This is a genomic window from Rhodothermales bacterium (assembly GCA_040221055.1).
Taxonomy (GTDB): domain Bacteria; phylum Bacteroidota; class Rhodothermia; order Rhodothermales; family UBA10348; genus 1-14-0-65-60-17.
Map to the genome: position 1 here is coordinate 104,687 of JAVJVN010000011.1, position 20,050 is coordinate 124,736.

Sequence of the window (20,050 nt, forward strand, 5' to 3'; positions counted from 1 at the left end):
TTCCCTCCTTGGTCGGCGGTCGTTGGTTATGAACACGGTAGGGTCGGGTCTTTGTCGTACGTGAGAGAGACGCGTGGACCACCTGACGCCCGAATACCGTGCAGACGGACAGCCCTTGGAAGGAGATACTTGACCAATATTTTCCGGACTTCACCCGGATGCTGTTCCCGGAGCTGCACGCGTCCGTGGAGTGGAGCCTTGGATTCAAGTCATTGGACAAGGAGTTGGCGCGCTTGGGCGGTGGTTCGCGTTCGGGTAGGAGCGGAAATAAAGGAACTCTGTTCGTCGACAAGCTCATGAGCGTGTACGGGCGGGATGGAAAAGACATGCTCGTGTTGGTCCACGTCGAAATCCAGGCGCAGACGCACGATGGTTTCGCGCGGAGGATGTTCGAGTATTATACCCGGATATTCAGCAAGCACCTCACACCGGTAGTCAGTCTCGCCGTTCTGGCAGATACAGATCTGAACTGGCGTCCATCGGAGTACGAACTCCGGTTCGGAGGCTGCCGCGCTCGGCTGGACTTTCCGGTCGCAAAGTTGATGGACTTCCGGGGGCGGGACGAGGAGTTGTTGGCCAGTCCAAACCGCTTTGCAATAGTGGTTTTCGCCTATTTGAAGGCGCGTGAATCTGAAGGAGACCACGATTTGATGTTCGAATGGAAACTTGAACTCTCGAAACGGCTAAGTACAAAGTCAGAGATGGAGCAAGTCGGGTTGATCCAGTTCTTCGACGCCCTGTTTCCGCTGCCCGGCGAACTGGACGAACACTTCTGGCACACATTCAGCACTTCTGAGGAGGGAAGATCCATGGCATATGTCACCAGTCTGGAGCGGATAAGCATCAAGAAGGGCCGTCTGGAGGCTGCTCAGGAGAGCATTCTGGAAGCCTTGGAGGTGCGATTCGGCGCGGTGTCGCCGGAATTGCGGACTCGAATCGACCAAATCACTGAAGTGGAAGCTTGCAAAAGTTTGCATCGGCGAGCCATTTCCGCCGCGACGCTTGATGATTTCGCCGTACAGTTGGAGACAGGCTGAGACAATCGCCCAAGGGCGGACGAGCACGCTGGGGCTGGCGTGCCCGAGTAGGGCCGGAAGTTTCAGGCCAGCTCGTCGAACGGGGCCAAACGCTCGTCGATCAGGCGGTCGGCGAGCGCCCAGTCCACTTCATCAATATCCGTTATTGCATCGCACAAGGTGTGGAGGATGCCGGATTGGATCTCGCCGGCGGCGCGGGCATCGATGTAGGGAATCCGGTGGAAGGATACGAGGGAGTACCGGGGAATGAACCGGTCCGGATGGCGGCGCTCCAGTTCGAGCGCGACGGCCCGGCGCAGTTGGAAGGCGGGGTCGGCGACGGAGTCCCGCATTTCGATATAGTTTTCCAGGGCCATGTCCGCGATGGCGTTGGCATTGGGAATCCGCGCAGCTGTGAACCGGTCGAACACGTCCTGCCAGCCGGGCGCATCTTCGTCCACCAACGCCATGAGTTCCGACACGTCTTCGAAGGCGCAGTTCATGCCCTGACCGAAGAACGGGACAATGGCATGGGCCGCATCACCCAGCAGCAGGACGCGCCCGCCGACGTGCCAGCGGTCACAGCGGATGGTCCCCAATTGCCCCGTCGGGTTGTTCATGAAGTCGTGGCGCAGTCCGGGCAGATGGGGCAGGGCATCAGCGAACTGGTCCTCGAAATACCGCATGACGAGGTACGGGGAGTTGAGCTGATTGAAGCCCGGATCTTCGTCGTGCGGCAGGAAGAGGGTGCAGGTGAAGGTCCCGTCCTGGTTCGGGAGGGCGATCAACATGCCGGTGCCACGGGGCCAGATATGCAGGGCGTGCGGATCAATGCGAAACGTACCGTCCGACAGGGGCGGGATTTCCAGTTCCTTGTAACCGTGCGAGAGCATGTCCTGCGTGACGACGATGCCGGCCTGCCGCTCAAGGGCTTGTCGGACGGGGGAACCCGCACCGTCCGCAGCAAACAGGACCGGGGCCACACGCGATTCAGTGCGGCCGTCAGGCCCTTCCACGGACACCGTGCCTGTGGACGGTTCGTAGTCCGTGACACCGTGACCGAAATGGACCGTAGCGTTGGGCTCGGTGTCCAGGGCGTTGAGCAGCATTTCGTTCAGGCCGCGTCGTGACACCGAGCGGATGACTTCCTCCTTGTTCTGGCCGTACGGGAGGACCTCCAGGGCGCCATTTCGGGCGTGCAGGATGCGGCCGCGCATGGGAATGGTGCCCTTCAGGATCCGGTCGAGGAGGCCGACTCCTTCCAGCGCATGCATGCCTCGCGCCGACAGCGCCAGGTTGATGCTCCGCCCGGCCGATCCGCTGGACAGGCGCAGGTCCGGTCGCTTTTCGAAGACCTCCACCCGGAACCCCCGCTGCGCAAGGGCGAGCGCCAGGAGTGATCCGGCCAGGCCGGCGCCCGAAATCAATACGGTTTGGGAGCGGTCGAGTGGCATGATCAAAGCAGGAAGTTGAGGAGCATGATCAAAGCAGGGAGTTGATGGCGGCGGTCAGGCGCTCCACGAAAACGTACGCGTCCCGGAACGAATTGTACAGGGGCACGGGCGCGGCGCGGATGATATCCGGCTCGCGCCAGTCGCAGACCACGCCGTTGGCCGCCAGATGCTCGAAAACGCGGCGGCCGCGTCCGCCGTTGACCCGGAGCGACAGCTGGGCGCCGCGGCGGTCGGGGTCACGGGGTGTGAGGATCCGGATGTCATCCGGAAGGCGTTCTGTGACAAGGGCTTCCAGGAATGCCGTCAGTTCGGTGCTCTTGGCACGGAGGACGGCCATTCCGGCCTCCTCGAATGCCGTCAGCGACGCCTTCAGACCGGCCAGGCCGAGGATTCCGGGATTGGAGAGTTGGAACCGATCCGCGCCGCGGGCGGCCCGGAAGGCGTCGGGCATGGTGAACCGATCGTCCAGATCGTGTCCCCACCATCCGGTAAGCCCGGTTTGCGCTGCGTTCCGTTCGTGCACGAAGACGCCGGAGGGCCCGCCCGGCCCTGCATTCAGGTACTTGTAGCTGCACCAGGCGGCAAAATCCACGTTCCAGGCGTGCAGTTCCAAAGGGACGTTGCCGGCCGCATGGGCCAGGTCCCATCCCATGACGGCGCCGGCATCGTGTGCCATCCGGGTGATGCGCTCCATATCGAGCCATTGCCCGGATGCGTAGTTCACACCGCCCAGGAGCACGAGGGCCACGTCTCCCGCCACGAGATGCGTCGCGACAGCCTCGGGCGTGGTGTCCGAGATGATGAGGGCGACGTCCGGATCCAGGCCGCGCCACGCCAGATGCGAGCGGACGGCGTATCGATCCGACGGGAAGGCATGTTCCTCGATGACGATCTTGAAGCGTTCCGCGGTAGGCCGATAGAACGCGGCCATCAGCAGATGCAGGTTCACCGTCAGCGAGTTCATGACGGTGACTTCGTGCGGGCGGGCGCCCACGAACGGGGCCATCCGGTCGGCGATCGGTCGATGGTAGTCCACCCATCGGTCCCGGGCCTTGAAGTGGCCCTCCACGCCGAGCGCTGCCCAGTCGTCCAGGACCGACAGGACTTCGGCGCGGGTCTCAACGGGCTGCAGCCCCAGGGAATTACCGGTCAGATAGATGAGCGGCTGTCCGTCCGAGCCTTTAGGCAGGTGGAACCGCTGTCGGAACGGGGCCAGGGGGTCGGCGGCGTCACGGGCCAGGGCATCTTCGAGCGTCAGCGTCATTTATGGGGTGCGGGAAGGGTGGAAAACCGGGCGACTGGGTGCGGCATCCAGGTCGAAGGGCGCCACGTGCAATTCCAGAATGCCGGGTCCGTCCGGAAGATTCCCGGGAACGTGGATGAACTCGGTGACCGTCTGCGTGCGCGGATCGGGCTGGCCGGACTGGCCCGGTGCCATGCCCCAGAAGGCCCGGTGGGCCAGGAGCTCCGCCGAATCCAACGGATCCAGGCTCGGCAGGTCGGTCAGCAGGTGGCGCACGCCGTTGGCGCGCATCCAGGCGGTGGCCTCCGGCAGGAAATACGGCGGAGGGCCGGACGGTGAGGTCGTTCCAGGAGGCAAGATGGCTCCGGGTGTCGAGTGGTTGCCAGGTTTCTGTTCAGAGACGCCGTAGGTCGTGAAGGGGTCGGCGCCCTTGGGGAGCGCCCGGACAATCAGGGCTTCCGGGATGGCGTCACCGCCGAGCCCCTGATCGTCGAGTTTGGAGTCACCGCCGAGCCACGGCTTGGCCGCTTCCGCCACCATGGCAGCTGAGACGGACGCGTCGGCGCTGGCCCGAACAGAAATCAACACCGCCCTCAGCAGGCGCGGCTGCCAGCATTCCGTCAGGGTAATCCGTTCGCGGGTGATGTGGCCGACGCATTCGGTATGGGTGCCGTTGCAATGGGGAATCAGGCGGAGGGCGTCGACGTTGCACGACCCGCCTTCGGCCACCGAACCGGTGAACCCATCGGTCACGAGCACCGAGCGCGACGCGGCCGGAACGCCGTACAGATTGGGCTGCGGGCCATCGAACCGGAGGGGGATGGACAGATCCACGCCGCGATCCGTGACGGAAAGCACGCTTTCGGGCTTCGAGGGTGTGTTCATGCGTCGGGACGAGGGGCTTTCCCCGGAACGGCGGCCGGCTTCAGCCCCAGCCATTCGCGGGCCGTTCCACGCAGCATGCGCGTGCGCTGGTCCGCCGAAAAACCCTCGGTTTCGTGGATGAGCGTGCCGGGTGCGAGTTCGCCGAGCGGGAAGGGGTAATCCGTGCCCAGTGCAATCCGGTCGGCGCCGACCTGGTCCACCAGGAAGCGGAGGGCGGCCGGATCGTGGACGAGCGAATCGAGATAGTAGTGGCCGACATAGGCCGAGGGCGGCACGTCGTTGTCCACCGCGCACAGATCCGGCCGCACGGCATGGGCGTGTTCGAATCGGCCCAGCGTGAACGGAAAGGCGCCGCCACCGTGGGCGAACGCCACCCGGAGCCGGGGAAACCGGCGGAAGATCCCGCCGAAAATGAAGGTCGCAATGGCGCGGCTGGTTTCGGCGGGCATGCCCACCAGCCAGGGCAGCCAGTATTGCTGCATCTCATCCATGGCCATCATGTCCCACGGATGCACGAACAGACACGCATCCAACCGCTCCAGGGTGCCCCAGAGCGCATCGAAACGCGCATCCGACAGATACAGCTTGTTGATGTGCGTACCGATCTGGAAGCCGCGCATTCCCAGATCCCGCATGCATCGTTCCGCTTCACGGGCCGCCAGCTCCGGGTCCTGCATGGGCAGCGTGCCGAGACCCTCGAAATGGCCCGGATGATCGCGCACGACGCCGGCGATGTGGTCATTCAGCAGGCGGGCCAGATCGTGGGCGTCGTCCGCCTTGGCCCAGTACGAGAACATGACCGGGACCGTGGAGAGCACCTGGACCCCTACGCCGTGCCGGGCGGCTTCTTCAATGCGGACCTCCGGATTCCAGCAATTGTGGTCGATTTCCCGGAAGAACTGGCCGTCCTTGACCATCCGCGCGCAGCACGGCTTGTGGTGGTCGAGTTCAATGAACCCCCCGTACCCGTACCGTTCGCGCAGGTTGGGCCACGTTTTCGGCAGGATATGGGTATGGATATCGTAGGAGTCGTTCACTTCTCGATGGTTCTCGGACTGGTCGCTCACTTCTGCATGACGGTTCCGCATTCACTGCACGTGCGCAGCGCCTCGGACGAGAAGAATTTCTCCATGATGGGCGGCAACTGCTTCACGATGTCCGTCAGTTTGAAGTACTCGTCGTAGAGTTTGTTGCCACAGTGTTCGCAGAACCACATGAGGCCATCGGTCTCGTCGCCCTTGCGGACTTTCTCGATGACGAGGCCAATGCTGCCTTCGGTGCGCTGCGGGGAGTGGGGCACGCGGGCCGGCAGCAGGAACATCTCGCCGGCCTTGATGGGGATATCGCGGGGCGTGTCGTCCTCGATGATTTTGACCGTGATATCGCCTTCGAGTTGGTAGAACAGCTCCTCGCTCTCATTGTAGTGGTAGTCCTTGCGGCGGTTCGGGCCACCGACAACCATCACGATGAAGTTCCCGGCCTGTTCGTAGACACATTTGTTGCCGACCGGCGGTTTGAGCAGGTGGCGGTTGTCGTCAATCCATTTCTGGAAATCAATGGGTGGCATCATGGGCGTCACTCGGGAATGTGGGCAATGCACTTGAATTCGACCGCGATCGGTGTCGGCAGGGCACCGACCTCGACCGTGGTCCGACAGGGTACATGATCGGCATCCGTGAAATAGGATGCATACACGCTGTTGAACGTCTTGAAGTCGGCCGCCATGTCGGTCAGGAAAACCGTGATGTCCACGAGATGCTCCATGCCGAGTCCCGCGTCCTCCAGGATGGCCTTCACATTCGAGAACACGCTCCGGGTCTGGACGGCGATGTCGTAGGACAGGATGCGTCCATCTTTTCCCAGGTCCACGCCCGGGATGGATTTGGATCCGGCCTGGCGGGGGCCGACGCCCGACAAGTACAGCAGGTTGCCCACGCGGCGGGCATGCGGATACGCTCCGACCGGCGTGGGCGCGCGTTTGCTGTGGATGATGTCACTCATGGTTGACGGTAATGGTTTTGATTTCGCTGAAGAAGTCCAGGGCGTGGTGACCGCCCTCGCGGCCCAGGCCGGATTGTTTTACGCCGCCGAAGGGCATGCCCAGATCTCGTTCCATCCAGCAGTTTATCCAGACAAGACCGCTCTCGAGGGCATTTCCGACGCGGTGGGCGCGGGCGAGCGAGGCCGTCCAGACGGACGAAGCGAGCCCGTAGTGCGTGCCGTTGGCCTGGCGCAGGGCATCGGCTTCGTTTTCGAACGGTTGCAGCGTGGCTACCGGACCGAAGATTTCCTCCTGATTCGTGCGGCATTCGGGAGAGAGACCCTCCAGGAGGGTGGGGGCGATGAACCAGCCGCTGGCGCATCGGCCGCCGGGGTTGGTGGGTCCGCCGCCGGTCAGGATGCGGGCGCCCTCCGCGCGGGCGATCTCCAGCCACGCGCATACTTTGTCGAAGTGGGCCTGCGACACCAGGGCGCCGAGGTCCGAGGTGGCCTCCAGCGGATCGCCCACGCGGAGGGCGCCCACATGGGCCATAAGGCGCTCGCGGAACGCATCGTACACGGAGGCTTCCACCAGAATGCGCGAGCCGCACACGCAAATCTGCCCCTGGTTGGCAAACGCGGCGCGGGCCGCCTCGCGGGCGGCGGTGTCCAGATCGGCATCGGCGAAGACGATGGTGGGGTTCTTGCCCCCGAGCTCCAGGCTGGTCTTGACGAGCCGCGAGGCGGCCCGCACCGCAATGTCCCGCCCGACCGTCGTGCTTCCGGTAAACGAGATGGCCTTGATATCCGGGTGCTCGACCAGTGCTGCGCCGGCCTCGGGGCCCGTGCCCTGCACGATATTCAGGACGCCCTCCGGAAAACCGATGTCGGCGGCAGCCTGCCCGAGCATCCACGCCGTCAGGGGCGTGACTTCGCTCGGTTTGCCCACGACACAGTTCCCGGCCGCCAGGGCGGGCGCAATCTTCCAGGTGAACAGGTAGAGCGGCAGATTCCACGGCGAGATGCAGCCCACGACGCCGAGGGGCGCGTGCACGGTGGTGTGCGTGACGCCCGGACGCGGCCGAGACTGGGTCTCCGTGCGGAAGCGGATGAGTCCGGCGAAGTAGCGGAGGTTCAGGATGGCGCGCGGGATGTCAACGGCGCGGGCCACGTGGACGGGTTTGCCCGTATCCCTGGACTCGGCTGCGACGAACGCATCCATCCGGTCTTCCACGGCCTGCGCCAGGCGCTCCATCCACGCGCCGCGCTCGGCGGCGGGGAGGGCGCTCCACGCGGGGAATGCCCGCTGCGCGGCGCGGACAGCGCAGTCGACATCGGCGGCCGTTCCGGCGGCCACGCGGGCGAATGTCGCGCCCGTGGCGGGTTCGACAACATCGAGCCAGGCTGTTCGCCCCGGCCGGGCATCACCGGACTGGGCTGGCCTGCCTCCCGCGCCACCAAACCCGATCCAATGACCCAAATCGCGTGGGATGTCCATTTTTGGTGACGAAGTATCACTCATTGAACGCCTCCTTCGGCCAGCAGGAATAGGGGCGGGATTGCGATCCGGCGAGCCCCGTCAGGGCTCCGCTGCCCACGGCACGGGACAATTCCACGACGCGGCCGTCCCGTTGCAGCACGCCAATCGATTCGTCGTGGCTGTCGTAGGCCTCGTGCCGGGTTTCGGAGAAAAACAGGTAGTAGTCCACGTCGCCAGGCTCCTGGAGCAAGCCCTCCTTCTCGAGGTACCGCGCTACGCGTTGCCGGAGCATCGTCGGATCCTCGGGCATCGCATCCTCATCCCGGAACGTGACCCGGAAGAAATTGCGGTTCAGGAAACGCGTGCAGAGGTCGGCCAGGATGGCGTCCGTCGAATGGCTCCACGTCTTGAGCGTGTGGATGATGTCCGTGTCATCGAGCGCCACGTACTGGTCCTGCACCTCGTTCGACGCGACATCGGCGGCCGACAGGCGGTTTTCCAGGAAAAACAGGAATGCGCGGGAGGCGTGGGAGTGGACATCGGCGCCCGAACGGGCCTCCAGCAGGTGGCGCGCCCGCCGGATGACGCTCCTGAGCAGGTGATCACCCGCCAGCACCGTCTTGTGCAGGTACACCTGCCAGTACATCAGGCGGCGCGAAATCAGGAAGTTCTCGACGGCATACCGGGCCTTGGCCTCCACGACTATCCGCTCCTGCCCCTCGTCTTCGACCACGCGCATCGTACGGATGATGCGGCCCACACCCACGCGGCCCTCGACCACGCCAGTGTAGTAGGAGTCCCTTCGCAGGTAATCCAGGCGATCCATGTCCAGCTGGCTCGAAATCAGGGTGTGGAGCCACGGCCGTGCATGCGTATCGTCAAAAATGGCCAGCGCTCCGTCCAGTGCGCCTCCGAAGCGCGCGTTCAGACGCACGATCAGCGCTCGCGACATCTGTTCGTGCTCGAAATCGGCAATCAGTTCGTGCTCCAGCGTGTGGGAGAACGGCCCGTGACCCACGTCGTGCAGGAGCGCCACGCACATGGCGGCGCGGACTTCCTCCGCGGAGAGCGCCGTGCCCTTCTCCTGGAGGGAGGCCAGGCAGTCGTGCATGAGCGCCATGGCGCCCAGCGCGTGCCCGAAGCGGGAATGCTCGGCCCCCGGGAAGACCATGTGCCCCACGCCGAGCTGCCGGATGCGCCTGAGCCGTTGCACTTCCGGTGTCTGCACGAGGTCCAGCACCAGAGCCTTCGGAACGGACACGAAACCGTGTACGGGATCCGAGAAAAGTTTGAATTTGCCGATCAATGATGTGGGTGGCATGTTGTATCGTAAGGTCGCAAATATCTGAACGAATAGCCGCAGGAATTCCACCAACGTATTGACTGCCGTGTCGCCATCCGCCTTTTCGCCCGTCGCCCGGGGACCGGAGCTCGCCTGTCGGGTGGATGTCCCGGATGCGTTCCGGCCCGTGGCGGAGTACGGCCTGCGCATGTGCCTGTTGCCCTTCCGGTTGCAGGTGAAGATGGTGGATGCGTGCAGCGAGGAGGTGGGCCTGTATTACGGCACCGACCCGGACGCCGCGCCGGACGGATGGGTACGCGTGGTGCCGGTCGATGCGACGCAGGCGCTTTTCGCCGGCGGAGATCGGTTTGGAGGGTGTGCAGGGGTTCGGCGGGTCGTGATTGATGGGGATTCAGTCCCGGTCCTGTTCGATGCAGGCAGTGACGGGGATCTGTCCTTTGACCCCATTGCTGCCATCGCATACCTCCTGGGCGGGTTCCATGAGGCTCGGACCGTGGCACGCGACGAACACGGCCGCATGCCCGATGCGTTGACCTTGCCCGTGGAGCTCGGCGTTGCGGACCGTCCCATTGTGGAGTATTGGCGCCTGGTGGTGGCCTCGGCGCTCCTGGAGAATGGGGTGGACGTGGTGCGCCGCTCGTTCGGCGAGCACACGTGGGCCGTATGCCCGACCCACGACGTGGACTACACCCGGAAATGGCGGCCCGGCATCTTCTGGCGGGAAATCGTGCAGCGGGGCGTGATGGGGCAGGCCAATGAGCCCGTTGGAAAACGCGCAGGTCGCGTGGTGAATGCCGTAAAAGGCCTTTTCGAGGCCGGCGATCCCTATCGCGATGCCCTCATCCGGATGCGAGAGGAAACAGAGGCGCGTGGGGGCAAGGGCACGTATTTCTTCAAGGCGGCCGCACGGGGCTCCCGGGATGTGCAGTACGATCTGGACGATCCGTTCGTGGCCGAGCAGCTCCACGCTCTGCGCGTTGCCGGATTCGAGGTCGGGCTGCATCCGTCGTACCACGCCTGGAATCACGCCGCGCACCTGGACGCCGAGCGGCTGACGTTGGAGGCGACCACGGGCCGCCGTCTGGCGTCCGTCCGCATGCACTATTTACGCTGGCGGCACGCGACGACCGCGCGTCTGGCTGCGCGGGCCGAATTCGTGTTCGATTCCACCCTCGGCCTGTCTTCGCAGGGCGGCTTCCGGGCCGGGACGTGCCTCCCGTTTCCGCTGTTCGATCCCGTGTCCCGTGAGGAGCTGCCGCTCTGGGAAGTCCCTTTGACCTGCATGGAATCGGCGCTGTTCAACCGTCAAGGGCACTCCACGGAAGGAGCCATCGATGCGACACGGCCCCTCTTGCGCGCAGCGGAGCGGTTCGGCGGGGTGTTCGTGGGCCTCTGGCACAACACGCTCTGGGACGAGGCGGATTGCCCGGGCTGGGGCGACCATTTCCTCTGGACGCTGGACGATGCGCGGGCGCACAAGGCCATGCTCTCCTCCGTGTCGGGCGTCATGTCGGCATGGGAGTGACGCGGCTCCTGGATAGCGCCGAGGAGGCCGCCGCGCTGTTGCGGGCAGGCCGCTTGGTGGCCTTTCCCACGGAAACGGTGTACGGATTGGGCGCCAGCGCGCTCGACGCGAACGCGATCGCCGGGATTTTCAGGGCGAAGGGGCGGCCGGCGGACAATCCGCTCATTGTCCATGTCGCGAGCGTGGACGATGTGGCGCCGCTCGTCGTGGATGTGCCGCCGCCGGCCGCCCGCTTCATGGAGGCCTTCTGGCCGGGCCCGTTGTCCATTGTGTTGCGGCGGTCGGAGGTATTGGCGGATGGGGTGGCGGCCGGGCTGGACACGGTCGCGCTGCGCATGCCCGACCATCCGGCCGCGCTCGCCATGCTCCGGGCCGCCGGAATTCCCGTGGCTGCGCCGAGCGCCAACCGCAGCGGCCGGCCGAGCCCCACGACGTGGGAGGCGGTCATGGACGACCTGGACGGCCGGATTGACGCGGTGCTGAAGGGGGGTGGAGCGCGGGTCGGGCTCGAATCGACGGTCGTGGACTGCACCACCGCCGAGCCGGTCGTCCTGCGCCGAGGCAGCATAGGCCTTGCCGACTTGCGGTCGATCGAGCCCGCCACGCGGCTCGCCGCAAGCGGCGAGCTCGAGACCGGCCGCAGCCCGGGCGTCCGCCACCCGCATTACCGCCCCGAAGGCCGGGTCCTCCTGGCCCGCGCCGATGCCCCGCTGCCCCCGGGCGCGGCCTGGCTCGGGCTCCACCCCCCGAGTCCCGACACCGCCGAATTCCTCCGCCGCGTCGAAGTCGTCCCCACCGTAGAGGACTACGCCCGCCGCCTCTTCGCCTACTTCCGCACCTGCGAAAAAGAAGGCATCCGCGACATCGTCTGCGAAGACCTGCGCGAACCCACGTCCGGCCCGACCGCATCCAACACTTTCCCCACAGTACCCGAATCCGCCATCCATTCCGCCCTGCTGGACCGACTCGAACGCGCATCACACTGATATATCAGCTGTATACAACTAATATATTACAGAGCGAAGGCCGTTCGCGGGTGGTGCAGCCGGCTCAGAACGTCACCATAAGACCCACCGTGCGGGCGCCCAGGACAGGAGTGACGCGGGTGCTGCCAAAAGTGCCGTCTGCAGCATCCCGGGTGTGCTGGCGGTACAGCCAGTACGAGACGGCGCTGCCCATGAAGGCGCCGCCGATCACGTCCGAGGGCCAGTGGTGGCGCAGGGCGACGCGGGAAAAGGCGGTCGAGAGTCCGAGGCCGGCCAGCACGTAGGTGCTGGGCCCGGGGAAGTAGTAGACCCAGGGCATGAGGCCGGCGAAAACGGTCGTGGCGTGGCCGCTCGGGAAGGAGGTGTTGCCGGAGAACGGATCGAACACATTCGCGGCTCCGGTCTGCCAGGGACGGGCGCGGCCGAATCCGAGCTTCAACGCGTTGGTGGCCACGTTGGCCAGGGCGAGGGCTTCCAGGCTCGTGAATGCCGCATCCTGCACGCGGGGATTGTCCTGGAAGAGCGATCCGACGAAAATGACCAGGGCCAGGGGCCGCATGGCATCGGCATCGCCGAATTCCTCAACGGCCTTCAGGGGTTCGGAGTCGTCGAAGACCCGAGCTTCCCTCGACAGGCGCGAATCCCAGATGGAGGTGGTGATGATAACCCCGGCAACCGCGCCCAGCCGGACGGGCGATGTACGGACAACGGCTGGAACGGCCCCCCGGACGTCCTGGACCAGCCAGCGACCGAACCGGAGCGGATCGTCAGCTCCCTGCGCACCAGCCGTCCGCACGAAGGCGGATGACAGGGCGAAGAGCACGATCAGCAATGTGGGCGTGGGCATGGAGGGAGCGGGTTGTATCTTCAGGAAATTACGAACAGGTACCCGGCACGGCACGGGGAGGATATGGATATGACGGCCGATGAAGGGATCGTCCTGAAACGCGCAACATTGAGTGATCTGGATGCAATGACGCAACTGTTTGACGGCTATCGGGTGTTCTACCGAAAGCCGTCGGATGAAGACGGGGCCCGTCGATTCATGGAGGAACGCCTGCGAAATGCGGATTCGGTGGTCTTTTTGGCCGAAAACTCCTCGCCGCTCGGTTTCACGCAATTGTACCCCATTTTCTCGTCGGTGCGGATGGGCCGGACCTGGCTCCTGAACGATCTGTACGTGGCACCGCATGCCCGTCGCCGGGGCGTGGGTCGGGCGCTCCTCCGCCGGGCGGCCGAGTATGCCCGGGAAACCGGGGCGCTGGGGCTGGACCTGGCGACGGAAAAGGATAATGCGGCGGCCAAATCCGTCTATGAGGACCTGGGCTGGGAGCTCGACACCGAATTCGACCACTACAGCCTGACTGTTCGCGCTGCCGCTGCAAACCCTTCGACCCATCCAAACGAATGATCCGGAATCTGCTGTTTACCGTCCTTTTTGTGGGGTTTTTGGGAGGATGCGCATCGACCGCGCCATCGTGGGCGCCGGGCGGGGGCATGCCGCGCTCGGTGCCGGCCCCCACCGCCGAGTTCCGGGCCGCGTGGTTGGCCACCGTGGCCAACATCGACTGGCCCAGTTCGCCGGACCTGTCGACGCTTCAGCAACAGCAGGAACTGCGCACCATGATGGACCGCGCGGTGGAAATCGGGCTGAATGCCATTGTGCTCCAGGTCCGGCCGACGGCCGATGCGTTCTATGCATCGCCCCTCGAACCGTGGTCGTATTACCTGACAGGCGTACAGGGCCGCGCGCCGGAACCGTTCTACGATCCGCTGGCCTTCGCGGTCGAGGAAGCCCACCGCCGCGGTTTGGAGCTGCACGCGTGGTTCAATCCGTATCGGGTGTTGCATCCCACGGCTACCGACTCGATTTCCGCGCTGCACGCCAGCAAGCGCCTGCCGGGTTCGGTCGTGACGTATGGCGATTTGATGTGGTTCGAGCCGGGATCGGACGAAGCGACCGCCCAGAGCATGGCCGTGATCATGGATGTCGTGGAGCGCTACGACGTGGACGGTGTGCATCTGGACGATTATTTCTATCCGTACCCGGTCTCCGATGAGGACGGGGCCCATGTGGAGTTTCCGGACGAGGCGAACTGGCGGGCCGACAGTACGGATGGGCTCGCGCGCGACGACTGGCGGCGACGCAACGTGGATGTGTTCATCCAGAACCTGTACGAGGGCGTGAAGGCGCGCAAGCCGTGGGTGAAGGTCGGCATCAGTCCGTTCGGGATCTGGCGGCCGGGGCATCCGCCCACCGTGCGGGGTTTTGACCAGTACGCCGGCCTGTATGCCGATGCCAGGAAATGGCTGAATGAGGGCTGGATTGACTACTGGACGCCCCAATTGTACTGGTCCATGGACAGCGAGGGGCAGTCCTATGCGGCGCTGCTCGACTGGTGGGTGGCCGAGAACCACCATGACCGGCATATGTGGCCGGGGCTGTACACGAGCCGGGTCATCCTGGAGGGGACGGCCTGGTGGGAGCCCGCCGAAATTGTCCGTCAGATTGAACACACACAGCGTACGGAGGGCGCGGCCGGGAACGTCCATTTTTCCATGCGAGCGCTCATGCCGGCCGCCCACGGCATGGGCGAAGCCGTTGCCGCCGCCTATGACGAAGCGGCTATTGTGCCGGCTTCACCGTGGCTCGGCGGTCAAGCGCCGGCTGCGCCGGCGTTGACCGCCGAGCGGGGCTACGTGGCCGTGCGCCCAGCAGGACGCGAGCCGGTGTTCGTGTGGGCCGTCCACTGGTGGGACGGACGGAACTGGCATTTTGAGCGGGTCCCCGGCTGGCAGCAGTCGCTCCGCCCGCCAGCCGAAGGCGTCCGCGGCGTGGCCGTCCGGGCCGTATCCCGCCTCGGGCACGTATCTTCCCCGGCGACCCTGACGTTTTGATGATCCCCTGTGTTTTCGCTGAACCCCGCTTGCCCACCGCCATGCGATTCCGTCTGATTTTCCTGATTGTGACCGCTGTCGGTCTGAGTGCCTGTACGTCGTCCCGGATGGCATTGGACACCCCGGAGCGGGTATCGGATGCCGTGCGTGTGTCGACCGAGGATTTCCTGGACACATGCCGGACCGCGGTGTGCGATCCCGGATCGCGGTTGGATTCCGTGGGAGTGGACATGGCCGCCCGGCAGCTCACCCTGTACATGAATCCGGCGTTTGCCCAGATTCCGTTCCGCGAGGAGACGCTCGCGCATCTGGAGGCGGGGTTGCGGACGCATCTTCCTGACGGACTGCGAGGTGGCGATCGAAATGCCGACAAAACAGTGTGGGACATTGAATTCCGGGCGCTCGGCACGTCGGCCGAAACCCTCATCCCGAACATCCTCGCCGCCGACCCCGATCCGTCCAAGCGACCGACGATCGCTCCGGAGCCCCGCCCGCTGGTGACGCCCCTCGACGCCCCGTGGCGGGCGGGCGCGCTGCACGGCCGGCACATTGCCGTGTGGCCGAGCCACGGGTGGTACTGGGAGGGACGGTTGGACCGGTGGGAATGGCAGCGCGCCCGCCTGTTCCAGACGGTCGAAGACGTGTTGCCGCTGTCTTTCGTGGTGCCGTACCTGGCGCCCATGCTGGAGCGGGCCGGAGCCAACGTGCACATTCCACGGGAGCGGGATTTCCAGCACCGGGAAGTGCTTGTGGACAATGACAGTTCCACGGGTGACAGCACCCGCTATCTGGAAGTCGGACCGCAGGGCGCGTCGTGGAAGACCGGCGTGGGCAACGGTTTCGCATGGCGTGAGGCCTATGTGGACCAGGAGAACCCGTTCGAACTGGGCACCTATCGGTTCGCCCCGGTAATAGCCCACGAGGCCCTTTCACCGGACCAGGATCCCACGGCGCAGACCCCGGCGGAAATCGCCTGGGTGCCGGACATCCCTGAGGACGGTCAATACGCCGTGTACGTGTCCTGGGCGCGCATGGACGCGGCGGCACCGGACGCCGAATACCGGGTGCACCACGCAGGCGGCATTTCCCGCTTCCGCGTCGATCAGCGGATGTCGGGGGGCACATGGGTGTACCTGGGACATTTCTTCTTCGAAAAGGGCGTGTCACCTGACGGCGGTGCGGTCCGCCTGTCGAACGAGGGCTCCGCTCCGGGCACGTACGTGTCGGCCGATGCGGTCCGGTTCGGAGGCGGCATGGGTTCGATTTCGCGCGGCGGATCGACCAGCGGACGCCCCCGCTTCGTGGAGGGCGCGCGCTACTGGATGCAGTATGCCGGCATGCCCGCATCGCTTGTATACAACGTGACGGATACCACGAATGACTACGTGGACGACTACCGTGGCCGGGCCGAGTGGGTGAACTACCTGCGGGGCCGTCCGTGGGGACCCAACAAGAACCGGATGGAGGGGGGACTGGGCGTGCCCGTGGACCTTTCGCTGGCCTTCCATACGGATGCCGGAGTAACGGGCGATTCCACGACCATCGGCACGCTCATGATTTACAGCTCGACGGGCGCGGAAGGGGACCGGACCTACCCGGACGGCGTGTCCCGCTTCGCCAACCGCGATCTGGGCGACCTCATGCAGACGCAGCTCACGTCCGACATCCGGGCGCTCTACCGGCCGGACTGGAACCGGCGGGCCATCTGGGACCGGGATTACAGCGAGGCCGTGCGTCCGAACGTGCCCGGGGTGCTGCTGGAGCTGCTGTCGCACCAGAATTTCGCCGACATGCAGCTGGCGCTCGACCCGACGTTCCGGTTCCACGTCGCCCGGGCCATCCACAAGAGCATGGTCCGCTTCCTGGCCGGGCAATACGGTTTCGAGCCGGTGATTTCGCCCCTGCCGCCGGATCATCTTGCCGTGGAAACCAGGGACCGGACGATCACGCTCTCTTGGCAGTCCCGGGAGGATCCGCTCGAACCCACGGCGACACCGTCGTCCTGGGTCGTGTACATGCGGGAAGACGAGGGGGCCTTCGGGAATGGCATCCCGGTTGACCAACCAACGTTCCGGATAGGCCAGGCAGCACGCGGCGTGTTGTACAGTTTCCGCGTATCGGCCGTTAACGAGGGTGGGGAGAGCCTGTGGTCGGAGGAAGTCTCGGCCGGATACCCGGCCTTGCCGCATGCGCGCATTCCCGACGGAAACGCCCTGATCGTGGCCGGATTCGACCGGCTCGCCGCGCCGGACACGGTGGACATCGGCAATTTCAGGGGTTTTGCCCATTTCCGCGATGAGGGGGTGGCCGAGGGCACCGACGTGGCCTGGATCGGGCATCAATATGATTTTGACGATGCGTCCCCGTGGCTGGACGACGACTCCCCTGGGCACGGTGCAAGCTACGCCACGTACGAAACGACGCCGACCATCGGAAATACGTTCAACTACCCGTCGGTACACGGCCGCGCCCTGCTCGATGCCGGCTTCTCGGTGTCGACGGTGAGCGATGAGGTATTGATGGCGGGGGTGGGTACCGGCTCGGGCATGGGCGCCGGATTCAGCACCTCCGCCTATGATTTCATGGATGTCATCCTGGGCGAAGAGCGCGGGCCCGACTTCCCGGCCCTGCCCGAGGCGTTCCGGACAGCCCTGGCCCGGTATGTGGCGACGGGGGGCAGCGTGCTTGTCTCCGGTGCGCACGTGGCGACCGATACGGCGGGTCCACGGGCCGACAGCCTCTCCCGCGCCTTTGCCGCGGAGGTGCTCGGCTTCACGTGGCGAACGGACCACGCGGTCCAGACCGGTCGCCTGACCTTCGTTCCGTCGGCCTTCCCCGGCGAACTGCCGACGCTCATGTTCAATACCGACGTGACGGCACCGGTGTACCGCGTGGAATCCCCGGACGCCCTTGAACCCGCCGGCTCCGCGGAAACGCTCCTTCGCTATACGGACAACAACATGAGCGCGGCGGTCGGGCGGGCTGGACCCGGCGGAGTCGTGGTCCTCGGTTTTCCGTTCGAAACCATCCAGGGGGCCGCCGAACGCCTCCGGTTCATGAACCTGTTGATTGACTACACCATCCGATGACCACACCTGAAACCACTGCCCGGGACCGCCGGCGCGCCTGGAGTTGGCTGCCCTCGCTGTATTACGCCGAAGGCATTCCGTACGTGCTGGTCATGACGGTGTCGGTCGTGATGTACAAGCGCCTGGAGATCTCCAATACGGACATCGCGCTCTACACGAGCTGGCTCTACCTGCCCTGGGTCATCAAACCGCTCTGGAGCCCGATCGTGGACATCCTGAAAACCAAACGCTGGTGGATCGTGACCATGCAGCTCGTGATCGGGGCGGCCTTGGCGGGCGTGGCATTCACCATTGAAATGGATTCGTTCTTCCAGTGGTCGCTGGCGTTCTTCTGGCTGGTGGCCTTCAGCAGCGCCACGCATGATATCGCGGCCGACGGATTCTACATGCTGGCCCTGGACGATTCCAACCAGGCGTGGTTCGTGGGTATCCGCTCGACGTTCTACCGTCTGGCCATGATCACGGGACAGGGCTTACTGGTCATGCTCGCGGGGTGGCTTGAAGTCCGGCAGGACGACGTGGCCCACGCCTGGGGGCTCACGTTCGGGATCATCGCGGGGGTGTTCCTGCTGCTCATGCTGTTCCACCGGTGGGTGTTGCCACGTCCGGCGTCGGATGTGGGCGCCGTCCACGATTCCGTGCAGTCCGTGCTGGCCGATTTCGTGGCGACCTTTGCCTCCTTTTTCCGCAAGCCGAAGATCGGCCTCATCCTGGCGTTCCTTTTGCTGTACCGCTTCGCCGAGGCGCAACTCGTCAAAATGGCGTCGGTATTCCTCCTCGATGCACCGGAAGTGGGTGGCATGGCCCTTTCCACGGCGGAAGTCGGGTTTGCCTATGGCACCGTCGGCATCCTGGCGCTGACCGCCGGGGGGATTCTGGGGGGCTTCCTGGCGGCCAAGCAGGGCCTGAAATACTGGCTCTGGTGGATGGTCGTGGCCATCAACGTGCCGAATGCCGTCTACATTTTCCTCGCCTGGACGCTGCCGGACTCCCTCTGGGTGGTGAACGCGGCGGTGGCCGTCGAGCAATTCGGTTACGGATTCGGCTTCACGGCGTACATGCTGTATATGATTTACGTGTCCGACGGACCCCACAAAACAGCCCATTTTGCCATCTGCACGGGCTTCATGGCGCTCGGCATGATGCTCCCGGGCATGGTTTCCGGCGCCATCCAGGAGTGGCTCGGGTACGAGATGTTCTTCGTCTACGTGCTGTTGGCCACCATTCCGGGCTTCATCGTTTCGGGCCTCGTCCCGCTGGATCCGGCATTCGGAAGGTCGAAAAAATGATACGCCCGGCCACTCCCGCCGACTCGGCAGCCATGCTGGCCTGTTGGAATGCCTCTTCCCGATTCGATGCGCTCAGCCCGGAGCTATTCCACGAGAACGTGTGGGCGGATCCTGATCTTGCAGGGGGTGCCCCGTTCGTGGACATCCGGGACGATGGGTTGGCCGGATTCGGCGTGGCCGTGGTCAGGGGTCAGCGGGGTGTCATCAAGATGTATGCCGTCGCCCGGCCCTGGTGGCGCCAGGGCATCGGGACCGCGCTTGTGGACGCGTTGGAAGATGCCATGCGCACGGGCGGCGCTTCAGTTGTCCGGCTGGGCGAGAGCCCGCCCAATTATCTGACCCCGGGTCTGGACGTGCGGTACGAGGCCGCGGGCGCGTTTTTTCGCCGCCGCGGCTACGTCAAGATCGGCATGACCATGAATCTGGAGGTGGCATTGCCCGACCATCCCATGTCCAGCCTGGAGGCGGGCTCCATGACGAGCGCCTCGGGCGCGTCCTTCCATGTCTGGCGCGCATCGCCCGACGACCGGGACCGCGTGCTTCATCTGATTGACGAGCACTGGCCGGCATGGCGGGGAGAGATTGAGCGGACCCTGTCGAATAGCCCCTTGAGCCTGCATGTGGCCCAACCGGACACAGCGGCCGAACTGGTGGCATTTGCCGCGTACGATGCCAACAACCACGGTACGGGGTGGTTCGGGCCCATGGGAACCGTTCCCGAGTGGGAGGGACACGGCTTGGGCCGTGCGCTGCTGCTGCGCTGCCTGGAGGACATCCGGCAGCAAGGGCATCCGAAGGCCACCATTCCGTGGGTCGGTCCCGTCGGCTTCTACCACGACGCTGCCGGCGCCCAGGTGTCCCGCGTGTTCATGCGGATGGAGAAGGCGCTCTGACTCAGCCGT

The 20,050-nt window shown here is 65.0% G+C and carries 17 protein-coding genes; 8 read left to right on the forward strand and 9 right to left on the reverse strand.

What is annotated here, in order from left to right:
* Window positions 1-98: 98 nt before the first annotated feature.
* On the forward strand, window positions 99-1,037 hold the full coding sequence (locus RIE53_05140; GenBank protein ID MEQ9104062.1) for a hypothetical protein: 939 nt from the start codon (window positions 99-101) through the stop codon (window positions 1,035-1,037).
* A 62-nt stretch (window positions 1,038-1,099) separates the two neighbouring features.
* On the opposite strand, the gene RIE53_05145 is transcribed toward RIE53_05140, so the two are convergent.
* The 8 genes from RIE53_05145 to RIE53_05180 are packed head-to-tail and all read right to left on the reverse strand — an operon-like array spanning window position 1,100 to window position 9,319.
* Window positions 1,100-2,470, reverse strand: a complete 1,371-nt coding sequence (locus tag RIE53_05145; GenBank protein ID MEQ9104063.1) for an NAD(P)/FAD-dependent oxidoreductase — start codon at window positions 2,468-2,470, stop codon at window positions 1,100-1,102.
* Window positions 2,471-2,498: 28 nt separating this feature from the next.
* Window positions 2,499-3,734 carry a kynureninase gene (gene kynU / locus RIE53_05150; protein ID MEQ9104064.1) on the reverse strand — a complete coding sequence of 412 codons (1,236 nt, stop codon included), beginning with the start codon at window positions 3,732-3,734 and terminating at the stop codon, window positions 2,499-2,501.
* Window positions 3,735-4,598, reverse strand: a complete 864-nt coding sequence (locus RIE53_05155) for a cyclase family protein (GenBank protein MEQ9104065.1) — start codon at window positions 4,596-4,598, stop codon at window positions 3,735-3,737.
* Window positions 4,595-5,635 carry an amidohydrolase family protein gene (locus tag RIE53_05160; GenBank protein MEQ9104066.1) on the reverse strand — a complete coding sequence of 347 codons (1,041 nt, stop codon included), beginning with the start codon at window positions 5,633-5,635 and terminating at the stop codon, window positions 4,595-4,597. Before RIE53_05160 ends, RIE53_05155 begins: the two co-directional genes overlap by 4 nt.
* A gap of 26 nt (window positions 5,636-5,661) precedes the next feature.
* The gene (locus tag RIE53_05165; GenBank protein ID MEQ9104067.1) at window positions 5,662-6,168 is read right to left on the reverse strand and encodes a 3-hydroxyanthranilate 3,4-dioxygenase; all 507 of its coding nucleotides are present in this window, start codon (window positions 6,166-6,168) and stop codon (window positions 5,662-5,664) included.
* A gap of 5 nt (window positions 6,169-6,173) precedes the next feature.
* Window positions 6,174-6,599, reverse strand: a complete 426-nt coding sequence (locus tag RIE53_05170; protein MEQ9104068.1) for a Rid family hydrolase — start codon at window positions 6,597-6,599, stop codon at window positions 6,174-6,176.
* Window positions 6,592-8,076: an aldehyde dehydrogenase gene (locus RIE53_05175; protein ID MEQ9104069.1), complete on the reverse strand. Its 1,485-nt coding sequence runs from the start codon at window positions 8,074-8,076 to the stop codon at window positions 6,592-6,594. Before RIE53_05175 ends, RIE53_05170 begins: the two co-directional genes overlap by 8 nt.
* Before the next feature lie 16 nt (window positions 8,077-8,092).
* Complete coding sequence (locus tag RIE53_05180) at window positions 8,093-9,319, reverse strand: HD domain-containing protein (protein ID MEQ9104070.1); 1,227 nt, start codon at window positions 9,317-9,319, stop codon at window positions 8,093-8,095.
* A gap of 127 nt (window positions 9,320-9,446) precedes the next feature.
* Between RIE53_05180 and RIE53_05185 the strand changes: the two genes are divergently transcribed.
* Both RIE53_05185 and RIE53_05190 read left to right on the forward strand, forming a co-directional pair.
* Complete coding sequence (locus RIE53_05185; GenBank protein MEQ9104071.1) at window positions 9,447-10,886, forward strand: polysaccharide deacetylase family protein; 1,440 nt, start codon at window positions 9,447-9,449, stop codon at window positions 10,884-10,886.
* The gene (locus RIE53_05190) at window positions 10,877-11,872 is read left to right on the forward strand and encodes an L-threonylcarbamoyladenylate synthase (GenBank protein MEQ9104072.1); all 996 of its coding nucleotides are present in this window, start codon (window positions 10,877-10,879) and stop codon (window positions 11,870-11,872) included. The genes RIE53_05185 and RIE53_05190 overlap by 10 nt, the downstream gene beginning before the upstream one ends.
* 64 nt (window positions 11,873-11,936) lie before the next feature.
* Here the strand turns inward: RIE53_05190 and RIE53_05195 are convergent, their stop codons facing one another.
* A complete protein-coding gene (locus tag RIE53_05195) occupies window positions 11,937-12,719 on the reverse strand; it encodes a phosphatase PAP2 family protein (GenBank protein ID MEQ9104073.1) in 783 nt (260 codons plus the stop codon).
* A 69-nt stretch (window positions 12,720-12,788) separates the two neighbouring features.
* On the opposite strand from RIE53_05195, the gene RIE53_05200 reads away from it, so the two are divergent.
* Genes RIE53_05200 through RIE53_05220 form a run of 5 tightly spaced genes read left to right on the forward strand, consistent with a single transcriptional unit; the run spans window position 12,789 to window position 20,041 of the window.
* Window positions 12,789-13,283 (forward strand): GNAT family N-acetyltransferase, encoded by a 495-nt coding sequence (locus tag RIE53_05200; GenBank protein MEQ9104074.1) that lies wholly within the window; start codon window positions 12,789-12,791, stop codon window positions 13,281-13,283.
* Entirely contained in the window at window positions 13,280-14,770 is a 1,491-nt protein-coding gene (locus RIE53_05205) for a family 10 glycosylhydrolase (protein ID MEQ9104075.1), read from the forward strand. The genes RIE53_05200 and RIE53_05205 overlap by 4 nt, the downstream gene beginning before the upstream one ends.
* 41 nt (window positions 14,771-14,811) lie before the next feature.
* The gene (locus RIE53_05210) at window positions 14,812-17,859 is read left to right on the forward strand and encodes a hypothetical protein (GenBank protein MEQ9104076.1); all 3,048 of its coding nucleotides are present in this window, start codon (window positions 14,812-14,814) and stop codon (window positions 17,857-17,859) included.
* Entirely contained in the window at window positions 17,856-19,148 is a 1,293-nt protein-coding gene (locus tag RIE53_05215; GenBank protein MEQ9104077.1) for an MFS transporter, read from the forward strand. Before RIE53_05210 ends, RIE53_05215 begins: the two co-directional genes overlap by 4 nt.
* Window positions 19,149-19,180: 32 nt before the next feature.
* Entirely contained in the window at window positions 19,181-20,041 is an 861-nt protein-coding gene (locus tag RIE53_05220; GenBank protein MEQ9104078.1) for a GNAT family N-acetyltransferase, read from the forward strand.
* Window positions 20,042-20,050 lie beyond the last annotated feature (9 nt).

What these genes read in the sequence shown, in the direction of transcription:
- RIE53_05190 (MEQ9104072.1), top strand. Translation starts at nt 10,877, where the DNA reads ATGGGAGTGACGCGGCTCCTGGATAGCGCCGAGGAGGCCGCCGCGCTG.
- RIE53_05220 (MEQ9104078.1), top strand. Translation starts at nt 19,181, where the DNA reads ATGCTGGCCTGTTGGAATGCCTCTTCCCGATTCGATGCGCTCAGCCCG.
- RIE53_05170 (MEQ9104068.1), bottom strand. Translation starts at nt 6,599, where the DNA reads ATGAGTGACATCATCCACAGCAAACGCGCGCCCACGCCGGTCGGAGCG.
- RIE53_05205 (MEQ9104075.1), top strand. Translation starts at nt 13,280, where the DNA reads ATGATCCGGAATCTGCTGTTTACCGTCCTTTTTGTGGGGTTTTTGGGA.
- RIE53_05210 (MEQ9104076.1), top strand. Translation starts at nt 14,812, where the DNA reads ATGCGATTCCGTCTGATTTTCCTGATTGTGACCGCTGTCGGTCTGAGT.
- RIE53_05195 (MEQ9104073.1), bottom strand. Translation starts at nt 12,719, where the DNA reads ATGCCCACGCCCACATTGCTGATCGTGCTCTTCGCCCTGTCATCCGCC.
- RIE53_05165 (MEQ9104067.1), bottom strand. Translation starts at nt 6,168, where the DNA reads ATGATGCCACCCATTGATTTCCAGAAATGGATTGACGACAACCGCCAC.
- RIE53_05200 (MEQ9104074.1), top strand. Translation starts at nt 12,789, where the DNA reads ATGACGGCCGATGAAGGGATCGTCCTGAAACGCGCAACATTGAGTGAT.
- RIE53_05175 (MEQ9104069.1), bottom strand. Translation starts at nt 8,076, where the DNA reads ATGGACATCCCACGCGATTTGGGTCATTGGATCGGGTTTGGTGGCGCG.
- RIE53_05155 (MEQ9104065.1), bottom strand. Translation starts at nt 4,598, where the DNA reads ATGAACACACCCTCGAAGCCCGAAAGCGTGCTTTCCGTCACGGATCGC.
- kynU (MEQ9104064.1), bottom strand. Translation starts at nt 3,734, where the DNA reads ATGACGCTGACGCTCGAAGATGCCCTGGCCCGTGACGCCGCCGACCCC.
- RIE53_05145 (MEQ9104063.1), bottom strand. Translation starts at nt 2,470, where the DNA reads ATGCCACTCGACCGCTCCCAAACCGTATTGATTTCGGGCGCCGGCCTG.
- RIE53_05215 (MEQ9104077.1), top strand. Translation starts at nt 17,856, where the DNA reads ATGACCACACCTGAAACCACTGCCCGGGACCGCCGGCGCGCCTGGAGT.